The organism is Acetobacterium sp. UBA5834, assembly GCF_002435675.1.
GTDB lineage: Bacteria > Bacillota > Clostridia > Eubacteriales > Eubacteriaceae > Acetobacterium > Acetobacterium wieringae.
Genome location: NZ_DJGY01000060.1, coordinates 57,244 through 69,445 on the forward strand (window position 1 = coordinate 57,244; position 12,202 = coordinate 69,445).

Sequence of the window (12,202 nt, forward strand, 5' to 3'; positions counted from 1 at the left end):
AAAATCTGCTGTCGCACTACGACAGCAGATGTCTGATAACCATAATGGGGTGATGAAAAATCAGCCGCGGGCCGCTAAAACCCATTACCTTGCGAATTTTTAGCTGATTCGCTTTATTATAGCAGGGGCTTGGACAGTGATTGCAAAAACCCTTGTTTTCGCCATAGCGGCAATGATCCAATCGGTTCAAGGCATAACTTAACAGGGTCTGGCACTCCGCACAGAGATCGTGTGATCGATGTTTTTTGCGGCAATAGATTTTGAGCATCACGGCAAGGATCCGTTTTTCCTGGTCTATTTTTGGCACTCGGCTTTTTTCCTTATCTTTCTTTACTTTCGACAAACCATTTGGGTTCTTCATAATAGAGACAGACTTCCTTATTCTGGATCCGGCAGGTGTAGCGAATACCCTGCCCGCCCACCTTCAGGGAGACCCCCGGGCGCATATCCAGAACCCGGTCAATAGAAAAAACCCGACCGTCCTCCCACAAAACCTGGAGGGGGATGATTCTGCCATCTTCTTCAAACTTTGCAATCACCTGGACAAATTTTTTTATTGCCATTTTCTTAATTCTCCTTTAAAAGTATCCAATTGGATGGATAACATGATCTTTTTTGGGATCCAGGCCGCTCATCGAATCACCAATGGTAACCGCCCGACGCAGAACCAGATTGCCAAAGCGCTTGCGTAAATCATCAACGGTATCATCGAGCTGGGCCTGACGCATCCGCAACGCTTCATTGCCAAAAACATCCAACTGAATCGGGGTTGAATCCGGTACCAGATCAGTGACCCGCACCCCCAGGGAGCGAATATCCGAACTGAAATCATAATTCTTTTCAAACAAGGCAATGGCGGCTTCAGCTATTTCCCGGGTCAGATCCGAGGGTTTTGCTAGCTTTGTTTGCCGGGTGAAGCTGTGAAGTTCTTTGTTACGGACATGAATCGCTACTGTTAAACAATAGCAGCCGGTTTCCCGCAACCGCATCGCCACACTTTCAGTCAGCATATAGAGGATCAGCTTGACATCCTTCAGGTCTTTTAAATCCCGGGGGGTAGTGATGCTGTTGCCAATGCTTTTGAGAATCCGTTCGTTACCGTTATAATGCTCGTCAAAGGTTTTGACCGGGCTGTCATCAAGGCCATTGGCAAAGCGCCACAACACCATCCCCATCTTACCAAACTGGAGCACCAGAAAATCTGGGGATGTTTGCGCCAATTGTCCAATGGTATAGATACCATATTTCATCAGTTTCTTTTTCGTGGCTGACCCCACATAGAGCAGATCCCCAATTTCCTGGGACCAGACAATTTTTTTGAAATTATCCCGGGTGATCACCGTGATGGCATCGGGTTTCCGATAATCCGAACCAAATTTGGCAAAGATTTTGTTCCAGGAAACGCCAATCGAAACGGTGATACCCAGTTCCTCCTGAATGGCCTGGCTGATTTTTTCGGCAATGGTTCGGCCACTGCCGTGAATCCGGGAACTGGCCGTGACATCAAGCCAAGCTTCATCGAGACCAAAAGGCTCCACCTGATCGGAATAACGGTTATAGATTTTTCGGGCCAGCCGGGAAAAACGCAAATACAATTGATAATTTGGGGGCATCACCAAAAGCCCAGGACATTTCTCCCGGGCCTGCCACAGGGCCTCGCCGGTTTTAACCCCAGCAACCTTTGCTTTCTGGTTCTTCGCCAGAATAATCCCATGACGTTTTTCCGGATTGCCACCGACCGCCACCGGAAAGTCCCTAATCTCCGGATGATAGAGACATTCCACATTGGCATAAAAGCTGTTGATATCAGAGTGTAAAATAATCCGTTCCATGACCCACCCATTTAATCCGTTTTAATTAAATTAGCACATATGTTCTGTTGTTATTTTATACCCATCCACACTCTTTGTCAATGGCCAAATTATACCTTACTGCGATTCGGGCTTGTTTGCAGGGCTGATCCGGTCTATTTGACGAATCAGTAAAAACCCCCGAAACGACTGTTATAACTGCGTTTCCGGGGTTTTAAGCTTAACCAGGCAATCGACTCTACCGTCCTTTTTCATACGAAACAATTGTTCTTATAAGCATTGTCGGCCTGACTCATTCGTCGCAAAAACTGTCATCAACTCAAATAGTGTTCACAATTATGAATTTCACAATAAACCGGATTCCATCTATTCTTGTGCGACCTGCTTTTTTAATTGTAGGTTGCAACATATTCGGCTTCGGCCTGTTGGGCTTTCTGGTTGCCGACACCACAGCGGGGATTCAGCAGTGAGCAGTTTTTTCCGCAGCCACCACAGCGCAGTTGGGATAAAAATTCGCTCAGGCTGGGAACATCGGGTTGTGGTTCGGTGACTACCGGTTCCTCCGCAGCCGGGGTAGCGGCGACAATCGCCGGAGTTTCTACCGGTGCTGCAGCGGATGCAGTAACGGTTTCAGTCACCGTGGTGGCCGGTTCAGAAATAGCGGTGCTGGGTGTTTCGGTGGTAGTCGCAGTGGCTGTGTCGGTCGTCACCGCCGCAGCAATACTCTCACTTTCACCAGTGGCAGCATCATTCTTGGCGGCAATCGCCGGAGGAATTTCGGCCTGAGCAGCCTTCACTTGCTCATAGCTGTGAAAAGTATTGACCCCCACCCCATAGACAATCAGCAAAGCAGCGACGGCCGCCGTGCATTGGCGGATAATTTTATTTTTCATACTTAATACACCTCATTTTAATTCTTTAATTTTACAACCTTCTTCACACTAAATTGAATAAGGCCCCGGCCGAAAACAGGGTCAGCAGCACGTAGCTGGCTAAACGAAACCACTGCAGCTGCCGGGGAATTTCGGTGGCAATTTTCCCCGACAGCACGCCTGATAGCAGTACCATCAGCAATACCGGGGTCAGGGTACTTGCGGCGGCAAAGACCCCGCCAACTAGAGCAGCCGTCGCCAGCGGCAGGGTGGTGGCCACTCCCATCATCATCAGTAGCGGCCCACAGGGTGAGGCTCCATAGGCCAGACCGGCGGAGAATAGCGGCAACAGCCCTTTTACACCATAGCGGTTGATAGTATCAGCCTTTTTTTCACCGCCGCAACCGGAACAGAGACTGGCCCGGTTGGCTTTGTTTTTGTAATCGAGCAGCCATTTTCCGATCAGCACCAGGCCCAGGGCTATCATCGCCAGCTCCATCATCTGACCCAGGTTGATCCCACCGACATAACCGGCGGCATCAATAAACTGACTGCCAATCAACGCCGCCAATCCGCATAACACCACCACGGCGATGACCTTGCCGATAAAAAAGCTAAAAAATCCCAGCAGCGATTTTTTTAGCCCCTCGGCATGGGTGATGATATAGCTGGACAAAAAGACGCTGACCGCCGGACTGCAGCAGGTGCCGCAGCCCAGCCCCACCGACAGGGCCGTGGCCAAAACCGGAAGCAGTAATGTCAGCCCCATGGTCAGGCCCGCTCACTGGCAATCAGGGCGGCACCGATGGCCCCGTTAAACTGGGGGTATCGGGCCACATAGACATCCCGCATCATTTCTTCTTCAAAGGCTTTATGGACTCCGATATTCAGGGCACCGCCGCCGGTCATCAGGATATCTCCGCCTTTTTCGGCCTTTTTCATCATTTTAATGATCCGTTTGGCCATCGATAAATGCATCCCGGCCAGAATATCCCGGCGGTCATACTTCCGGGCCACCAGCGACACCACTTCTGACTGAGCAAAGACCACACAGGTGCTGTTGATATCACAGGGGGCCTTGCTTTCCAGCGACAGCGGGCCGACCTGATCGATGGTGGTCTCTAGAATCTGGGCGATGACTTCCATAAATTTGCCGGTGCCAGCGGCGCATTTATCGTTCATGGTAAAGTTCTTAACGGCGTAATGCGAGTCCAGATAAATGATTTTGCTGTCCTGACCGCCGATATCAATAATCATCCCCGGTCGGTAATCCGGCGGTGCGGTTAAGCGCACCCCATAGGCATGGGCGGTAATTTCGGAAATATCGTCATCGGCAATATCAAAGACCTTGCGGCTGTAACCGGTGGCCATGGTATAGCGCACCTGAGCACGGTTAATCCCCCGGCGGACACACATTTTTTCAATCAAGGCACTGGCTGCAGCATTGTTATCAATTCCAGTATTGGTGACCATCGCATCCACCACCTGATTCTGGCAGATCAGCGCCGCCTTGGTATAGGTTGAGCCGCCGTCAAGTCCGGCATAATAATTTCTGTTCATGTTATTCTCCTGTTTTCTAGTCTTAGCGGTAATTGTTAAATTAATAGCATCGAACAATGATTGCTTTGGGTGCAGTTTCCACAACAAGAAGAAATCGCTATGCGAATTTCTTCTTGTTCGCGGGCAGTCGCCAACTACAAGTAAGCTTGTGATTGGCTCATTGCCTTCACGAAAACAATTTCGTAACGTGTAGGCGAACAGTTCATCGAACTGTCCGCCGTACAGTGTAGAAATTGTTTCGTGCGAAACTGGGACCAAAGCTCACGGCACTTTCGCAAATGCTTACTTTGATCATAAGATAAACCCCGTACCGACAATTTGTCGGTACTGCAGTTAAGTGTCACCCTGCTATTTCTGATTTTTTCAGTTTGCTAATTCGGGTTTCCAGATCTTTCAATTTGATCAGCTCAATAAAGGCTTCAATCCGGATCCGCAGTTGTTCAATATCTTCTTCGTTGTAATCACTTTCTACCCGGATCACCGGGATGCCCAGTTTACCCAGCTCATCTTCCAGCGTCTGGTATTCAAAATCATAGACCAGACAGCCCCGGAGGACGTGATAAACCACCCCCTGAACCTGGTGGTCGGCAATCATCTGTTTGATCCGGTAAATCCGCTGGCTGTTGTCAACAAAGGTCGGACAGGTACAGGGTCTCGTGTAGCGATTGGCCAGCGACCGCATCAAGCCATCAAAGCTCTGATCCACCACGACGGTGGGGTCATAAAGCGAACGCTCACCCATACAGGTCTCGTCGCCGACCAGAATGCCCCCGGTTTCTTCAATCAGCAAGGGGATTTTAATATTGGGGAAAATAACCGGTGATCCGGTGATCATAATCCGGGGTTGTTTATCTTTGCTGACGTAGTGCTTATCTTTTTTACGCCGGGCCAACTCCTGATTAAGGCGATACAGCTGCTGACTCCACTGCGCCACCGGCAGATACGAAAAGGCATTCATCAGCGCCATGGCGTGGGTTCCTTTGATTAAGGCCGGGACATGTTTTTTAAACTCATTAAACTTTGACATCTGATACTGGGCAAAACCCATGGCATCAATGCTCTCTGCCAGGCTTTGGTAGCTAATCGTCTGGCCGGTGACCGCTTCCAGTTCGGGAATCAGCTGATAGAGTTCCTGAACGTACTGCTCCATATCGCGATCCTCACTTTTGGCGGTGGGCACATGGAGGGCGTAGGTCGGCACCCGCTGCTTTAACATGCCAGCCATTTTCTTTTTGCAGTCGCAGGTAATCGGCACCACCATCAGAGCACAATCATCATAAATGGGCATCACTTCCATGGCCTGAAAACCCATCACCGCTTTGATCAGCGGACAGGCGTCCCGGGGCACCAGGTCATCGCCGATGGCAAAGGCGGTATAGCTACCACTGCATAGTTTCACCGGCTGGGCCCCGACAGCGTAGATCAGCTCATTGGGAACCATCACACAATAAGTGCCGACGATTTTGGTATCGGCCGGTTTTGCGACGTTTTTCAGATCCACATAGATGTCTTGCAGAACCTTGAAAAATGGCTCCATGGCGTCCGGGGCACCGGGTAATTCGGCCAGCCGCCGCAGGTATTTGGCGGACACCTTGGTGGCTTTGTCGACAAAGCGCTGGCGTTGCCGTTCGGCCATGGTGGTCGGCGGGTTTCGGTGATGGTCGTCGCACTTGTTTTCAATGACGTTTTTGATGACGTGATTCATTTCGGGCTTATTTCTTTTATTATCAATTAGACTCATTTTTTTTCTCTTTTCCTGATCAAGCGCTTTAAACGCTTTTCGTTTTTTTTATGACCTGACATAAAGGTCTTGCGGGAGGCTTTATAAAATCTCAGCCCGCCGAAGCTCATCGCCAAGGCCTTGTTTTCCGGACATTTGTCAATACATTCGCCGCACATAATACAGTCGGCGGTGGTGACATCACGCTTTTCCCGTTCGGTATAAATGGTTTTAATCCCCATCGGACAGGCTTCGTAACAGGCTCCACATTCGGTACAGGCCTGACAGTCTTTTTTGATGCGAAACAACGAGATCCGATGACCGAGACCGATCAGGTAGCCCAACGGACAGATGTTGCAGAAGAAGCGGCGCTTGAAAAAGCTGCCAATGATCACCACAATCATCGCGAAGCCGCTTAAAAACAGTGACACCTTAAATCCCGCCAGGGCCGGTGAAACGGTGATGGCCGGGCAGATATTACAGAAGTTGCCGCCGACAAAACTGAGCCCCAGAAATAACAGCAGCAGCGTCCATTTGATCGGTTTTAAGCGGCTATAGAGTTTTTCATTGAAGGACAGGCCTTCAATTTTCAGACCCTGCCGGGTTTCATGGGTGAGATCCTGAATCAGCCCCATCGGGCACAGAAAACCGCAGATAAAGCGGCCCAGCACCACGATCGAGAGCAGCAGCGAGCCCAAAAAGATGCCGATTTCCGACCAGCTCATGCCCACCAGGGAGTTTAAGTGGGCCAGGGTATAACAGCTGCTGTCGATCAGCTGATCCTGATTGATGGGACAGGCAAAAATCGGCAGTTCAATATTGCCAAATCCCTGCCCCAGCCATTTGACCCCGTAGATCAGGGCGAAAAAGCTGATCAGCATGATCATCCAGCGTATCGTCATAAAGCCGAATTTGCGCTGACCCTTAACGGTACCCCCGGGCTTCAGGCTGATCCGCTCAGCGGCAAAACGGCCCATCACCGGATCATTGCGGACAATCCGGCGCCGCAGCCACAGGCACAGCACAATGCCGATGATGGCAAGCAGCAAAATGATTAACACCGGAGTGATGGCATAGCCACTGTCGTCAGATCCAAATGCGTAAAAGACCAGGTTTCCGGCAAACAATGACAACAGCATCAACACTCCGCAAATGACAATCACCGTCGGCGTGAAAATTTTTCTTAGTTTAAGATAGATTTTTTTCATACGGCTCTTTTTTCCTCACGATAACGATGATGCGTCAGCATTTCCATAAAGGCTTCCATCCGAATTCTTAATTGCTCCACATCCTGGTACTGGTAGTCTGTTTCCAGCCGGAAAACGGGGATCGTGGCGGTTCCAAACAGCTGTTCAAAGCGTTCCAGTTCAAAATCATATTCAATCTGACCTTTCAACACATGAAAAACTACCCCGTCAATCCCACCTTGTTCCAGATGCCAGCGGGCACTCTGAAAGAGTATCTCATTCTGAGCGTAGGCGGCTGAGCAGTCATAACGGTAATGGGTCTCGATGATGGCGGTAAAGGGATCCCGCTTATCGGCTTTGTGCCGGGTGCTACTGGCGTATATTTTTTGGATACTGCTGTCTAAGGTGGCTCCGATTGAAAGGCCAATGTCGCCAATCAGAAAGGGAATCTTATAATTGGGCAAGACCACCGGTGAGCCTATCAGTAAAACTTTGGGCTTGCTTTTGGCGGCCGCCGAGATCACCTGGCGGTTGGCCAGCAGTTCCAGATTCAGTTTGCGCAACTGGCCGCACCAGCCTCTGAGATCGGTGGTGTAATAATAAGAATTAAGCACCGCCATCCGCAGGGCGCCAGAGATCAGACCGTCCTTTTGACGACAGACCTGGATAAAATCGCGCATCAGTTTCCGGGCCGTTTCGACCAGCTGGGTGGCCTGGACGAGATTCTTTTTCGACAGCCGCCGACCGGTATGGTCCGCCAGTTTTTCGGCCAGTTGCTCCATCTGATCCCGCCATTTAAGCCCGGCCAGAGGGTCGCTTTTATCCGGGGGAATATCCACGGTGACCACTTTTTTCCCGGCCGCCCGCAGCAGATAGGCCATTTTGCGGCTGCTGTCACAGGTGATCGGGACGATGATCAGGGCGGCTGCGCCCAGATCAAAGTGATCATTAAGCAGAAATCCCAGCATCGAGCGACTGACCGGATCGGTGTCCCGGGGGACTAAATCATCAGACCAGGCCACCGTCCCCAGACTGCCGCCGAGGATCCAAAAGGGTTTGGCCCCGGCGGCATAAATCAATTCTTCGGGAATACTGCTGCCCAGCACAATCACCTGGGGCTGACGCTTTTTTATATTGTCCGCTTTAAAATAGCGATAGATCGTATTTAAAAAATAGCGCAGTTCCTCAATCTGGCTATTTTCATTGAACAAGGTTCTCAGAGTATCCATGTATTCACTTTCATAGCTGTTAAACGGTTGGTTTTTTTCGTAATTAACTGTCATTGTCTGACCTCCAAAGGCATTTGTATTTCAATGTTCATTTCATGTTGCTATTGTAATATAACCGTTTGTGGATGGTTTGAAGCTTATCTGAAGATTAGGTGAAGACCCTTAGTAATTCACCGATATTTTCTTACCAAAACCACTGTTTTCGATCCATATTCCTACGTCTCTAACCTTTTCTTTGCCACAATCAATTAAATGAATATAATATTGATTCTTGTTTAAAGTTAATGTAAAATAACATCAGTGACAAGATCGTTAATTTTGAGATCAATTTATGTCAACACGAGGCCGTTATGAAATCCACCAAAAAGATTTTTCTGCAATTGTTTTTGCTCCTCATTGTCGTTTCCTTGCTGGTATTTGTTCTCCATACCCTTTCTGGCAAAACATTAAAGACCATTGAGGCGCGAGCGGCCTACGATGTCAGCGCTGCCAACCGTGGCGACCTCCTGTTTAATGAATTTTATCAGACCTTTTCCACCGAGCAATCAACCGCTTTTCTGGAAAAATTAGGAAAAAGCACCACTCCCGAATCAGCCCAATGGTCGATGGAACAGCTTGGCTCCCCGGACTACCCGGTAAGTGCTTATATTATTGAATATGTGACAATTAATCATGCCGGTGAAAAGATCCCCTGCTCCGGGGTTGTTCTGATTCCCGAAAAAAACGCGTCATCACCGATGCCGCTGCTTATTTATCAGCATGCCACGATCATGACCAATGGTACCGCCCCCAGTATCAGTATTCAAAAAGCTTCCGGAGAATCCAATACGCTGGCCGGAGCCTTTGCCAGTGACGGCTATGTGGTAGCCATTTCTGATTATGTCGGGACCGGCCAACCCAATTGCCTGAGCTATCCCAGCGAATATTTATACGCCGACAGTGAAGCCGCCAACGGCGTGGACATCCTGATTGCCACCGGTCATTTACTGGATCAGCTGCAATTGTCCACCAACGGTCAACTCTTTTTGTCGGGCTATTCAGAAGGCGGTCAGGCCGTATCAGCCCTGGCTAAGTTAATTCAAAACGATTATCCACAGTATCCAGTTACTGCGGCCGTATTTATGGAAGGGCCTTATAATATGAATGCCGCCATGAATAATTTTCTGGACACCCCCGGGGGTGTCGTTATGGACGGCCGACCGGGTGGTAGCCTGGTTTGTGCCAAAGCAGTTTATGCCTATCAGCAAATTTATGACTGGGGCGCTATGGATACTATTTTTAATAAACCCTATGATACCCGGGTGGAAAAAAACTTTTCCAACCCCACCACCCCGCTGATTGTCCTAGCTGCCAATTATCCCAAAGCGACTGACAACATGTTTACCGCATCTTTCCTGGCCAGTGCCAAAGACGGTACAGTCGCTGCAGACATTGCCGCAAATAATACCGATGACTGGGTACCACAAATGCCGGTTACCTTTCTGACCTCATCCGAGGATGGTTTAATCCCGGCTTCAGTAACCGAAAACGCCTATCAAAAAATGCTGGCTGCCGGGGGGAATGTAAAAATGAGCTATACCCAGTATCCCCTCAATCATTTACAAAACTATATGCAGGCCATTGCTCAGTCAAAAACGATCTTTGACAGTTATGTGAACGCCGCCAATTAAAGCAAAAACAGGACGGCTGAAATAAGGCCGATCCACCAACCATTAAAATGCACAAAGGAAGGGACTATTAAATAGCACCTTCCTTTGTTTAATTATTTTATTACCAACACCGTTAAACTATAAATCATTTCCGTTCAGAACAAAAGTAATCACTAATCTATTAGCAAGTTACCTTTTGGTAATCAACGATCGAACTTACTTCCAGGTTATTCTTAAACAAAAAAATCCCAGGTATCCGTTGCGATTGACCAATTACCTGAGATTCTTATTTTTCTATAAAAACGACAGCTGCCCATCTACATAAGACACCTGTTTGGCTGCTTTAATCATATCCCCAGCCATGGCATTACCGATTAAAAAAGGGGATTGGGGATCGTGGTTGGCCATGTTGTGTTTGACGGTTTGGTCATCGTGATTGGCGTAGCAGTAGCGGCAGCCATGACCGCAGCTATTGTAAACGCCAATATCGCTGCCCAGCAGACAATCACAACCTTCCCGGCTGGTGTAGCGGTTTTTGGGCACCTTCAGGTTGATGCCAATGGCTCGTTCCAGAACGGTCCGGGTCATGCAACCCGAGCAGTCCACCCCGTAGGGTGCCAGATCGGCTCCTTCACAGCAAGTACGCAGGATCATCCCGTTTTGACTGGCAATGGTCGCAAAGTCCTGACCGATTGCAGCCCGTTCAACGGTCGTTACCGCCCTAACACCCCTAAAATTACGCCGGGTCTTTTGGTAGAGATCGATAAAGCTGATAACACAATGATCGGTATAGCTTTTAAGACTACTGGCCATCCGCTCAAAACTATCCCGATGGAAATCCAGCGAATATTTTTCCGAGATAAAAATCGGATCATAGCGCCAGCCCACCGCCTCGATTCCCACCGCCTCGGACAACCGCTTAAAGGCCTCAATGACCTGCGCCTTGTCTGGTACATGAGGTTCGGTGTCCCGGCCATAGGGGGTGATGGTGACAAACCAGAACTGTTTGAAGTCAGAGATTTCTGACCATCGGTTTAGCATCGGGGCAGGATTTTTGGTGCAGAAGGCCAGGCAGTCCACCACCTCCGGTGTCAACCGATACTGGATCACCTGCTGGGGATAGTAGGGATTGCGGACCAGCACAAAACCGGCCCGGATGCGGTTATAAAACCATTCACTGTAGAATGCCGGGATGTCAGTACGGTTACCGGTGTTTAGAATCATCAGAACTCCTTTCTTAAATTATGAGTCGCTTTTAGATTTTTTAGCTTTACCAGGAATCCCCAATGAACAGGGCACCCCACACATGCATTTGCCACAGGCATCACCGCTGCCGATGGGATACTCCGGCACGATTTTATCATAGATCTGTTCATTGCAGCGATAACGGTCAAAAGCCACCTTCCCCTCGGCCAGCGTAAAGGCCTGGTTGACGCATTTTTTCAGACATTTTTGGCATGACACATTGATCTTATAAAGGCATAATTCTTCTGCTGTTCGCAGCGTCGACGTCAGTTCCAGATCGGTGATGACGCTGCCCAGCCGGCCGCAGCAGCCCCGCTCTGTAATCAGCATGTTGTGGAGACCGAATTTTCCGATCCCGGCAATATAGGCGACACTGCGATGGGACCAGTCACTGATTAATTTTTCGCCATCATAATTGTAGGTTGACGGCAATAATGAGGCGTGATAGCCCATTGACACAATGGTATCGTGTAAAAACCGGTTTAAATCATTGATCAGTTGATTGGTTTCAATGCAGGCGTAATCCCATTCTTGCGAGCTTTCCTCGCCAGCAATGTTGCTCGCCACAACGCTTTTGGAAAAAGGCAGAAAGAATACCAACACTGCTCTGGCCCCGGGTAGAAGCTCACCGGGCAGAGCGTGGTTGGGACCGATGATCTCCTTTAGTCTGGGAAATAAGGGATCAGCGGCAGCGGCCACACCAATCACCGGCTCCCGCCAGGTGGTACGGGTCTGTTTCTTTTCCTGATAGTTCTTAACGTAGTCGGTAATCAAAGCCACAAATTTTTTATTCATCATCTCAAAGTCCTCAATTTCTCCCCATTTTCGCTTGTGTCCTGATCTGCTTAATCTACCCCTTATTTCACCACAAAAAATTATCTTTGTAAACTGACAAAAAATAAAACAACCGGAGAAAATTCTCCAGCTGT

General features: G+C 49.0%; 12 protein-coding genes. 1 reads left to right on the forward strand and 11 read right to left on the reverse strand.

Features of this window, described 5'->3' with window-relative positions; all coding sequences use genetic code 11:
- Nucleotides 1–16: 16 nt before the first annotated feature.
- The 9 genes from B3F51_RS11815 to B3F51_RS11855 all read right to left on the reverse strand — a co-directional run bounded on the left by B3F51_RS11815 (nt 17) and on the right by B3F51_RS11855 (nt 8,433).
- Entirely contained in the window at nt 17–307 is a 291-nt protein-coding gene (locus B3F51_RS11815) for a nitrous oxide-stimulated promoter family protein (RefSeq protein WP_286947269.1), read from the reverse strand.
- Nucleotides 308–320: 13 nt separating this feature from the next.
- Nucleotides 321–563: a hypothetical protein gene (locus B3F51_RS11820; protein WP_175440961.1), complete on the reverse strand. Its 243-nt coding sequence runs from the start codon at nt 561–563 to the stop codon at nt 321–323.
- 15 nt (nt 564–578) lie between these two features.
- Nucleotides 579–1,832: a DNA polymerase IV gene (dinB, locus tag B3F51_RS11825; RefSeq protein WP_286947270.1), complete on the reverse strand. Its 1,254-nt coding sequence runs from the start codon at nt 1,830–1,832 to the stop codon at nt 579–581.
- A gap of 368 nt (nt 1,833–2,200) precedes the next feature.
- Nucleotides 2,201–2,704, reverse strand: a complete 504-nt coding sequence (locus tag B3F51_RS11830) for a hypothetical protein (RefSeq protein ID WP_286947273.1) — start codon at nt 2,702–2,704, stop codon at nt 2,201–2,203.
- A gap of 43 nt (nt 2,705–2,747) precedes the next feature.
- On the reverse strand, nt 2,748–3,452 hold the full coding sequence (locus B3F51_RS11835) for a sulfite exporter TauE/SafE family protein (protein ID WP_148636301.1): 705 nt from the start codon (nt 3,450–3,452) through the stop codon (nt 2,748–2,750).
- A 2-nt stretch (nt 3,453–3,454) separates the two neighbouring features.
- On the reverse strand, nt 3,455–4,243 hold the full coding sequence (locus B3F51_RS11840) for an acyl-CoA dehydratase activase (protein ID WP_148636300.1): 789 nt from the start codon (nt 4,241–4,243) through the stop codon (nt 3,455–3,457).
- Between the two features lie 340 nt (nt 4,244–4,583).
- Nucleotides 4,584–5,984 (reverse strand): 2-hydroxyacyl-CoA dehydratase subunit D, encoded by a 1,401-nt coding sequence (locus B3F51_RS11845; RefSeq protein WP_228883036.1) that lies wholly within the window; start codon nt 5,982–5,984, stop codon nt 4,584–4,586.
- Nucleotides 5,981–7,171: a 4Fe-4S binding protein gene (locus tag B3F51_RS11850; RefSeq protein ID WP_286947275.1), complete on the reverse strand. Its 1,191-nt coding sequence runs from the start codon at nt 7,169–7,171 to the stop codon at nt 5,981–5,983. The genes B3F51_RS11845 and B3F51_RS11850 overlap by 4 nt, the downstream gene beginning before the upstream one ends.
- Nucleotides 7,168–8,433 (reverse strand): 2-hydroxyacyl-CoA dehydratase subunit D, encoded by a 1,266-nt coding sequence (locus B3F51_RS11855; RefSeq protein ID WP_148636297.1) that lies wholly within the window; start codon nt 8,431–8,433, stop codon nt 7,168–7,170. The genes B3F51_RS11850 and B3F51_RS11855 overlap by 4 nt, the downstream gene beginning before the upstream one ends.
- A 296-nt stretch (nt 8,434–8,729) precedes the next feature.
- On the opposite strand from B3F51_RS11855, the gene B3F51_RS11860 reads away from it, so the two are divergent.
- Nucleotides 8,730–10,049, forward strand: a complete 1,320-nt coding sequence (locus B3F51_RS11860) for a hypothetical protein (protein ID WP_070372362.1) — start codon at nt 8,730–8,732, stop codon at nt 10,047–10,049.
- Nucleotides 10,050–10,322: 273 nt separating this feature from the next.
- Here B3F51_RS11860 and B3F51_RS11865 read toward each other — a convergent pair whose 3' ends face one another.
- Both B3F51_RS11865 and B3F51_RS11870 read right to left on the reverse strand, forming a co-directional pair.
- Complete coding sequence (locus B3F51_RS11865) at nt 10,323–11,252, reverse strand: DUF1848 domain-containing protein (RefSeq protein ID WP_286947277.1); 930 nt, start codon at nt 11,250–11,252, stop codon at nt 10,323–10,325.
- Nucleotides 11,253–11,270: 18 nt separating this feature from the next.
- Nucleotides 11,271–12,071 carry an epoxyqueuosine reductase gene (locus tag B3F51_RS11870; protein WP_243134705.1) on the reverse strand — a complete coding sequence of 267 codons (801 nt, stop codon included), beginning with the start codon at nt 12,069–12,071 and terminating at the stop codon, nt 11,271–11,273.
- Between the last annotated feature and the right edge of the window lie 131 nt (nt 12,072–12,202).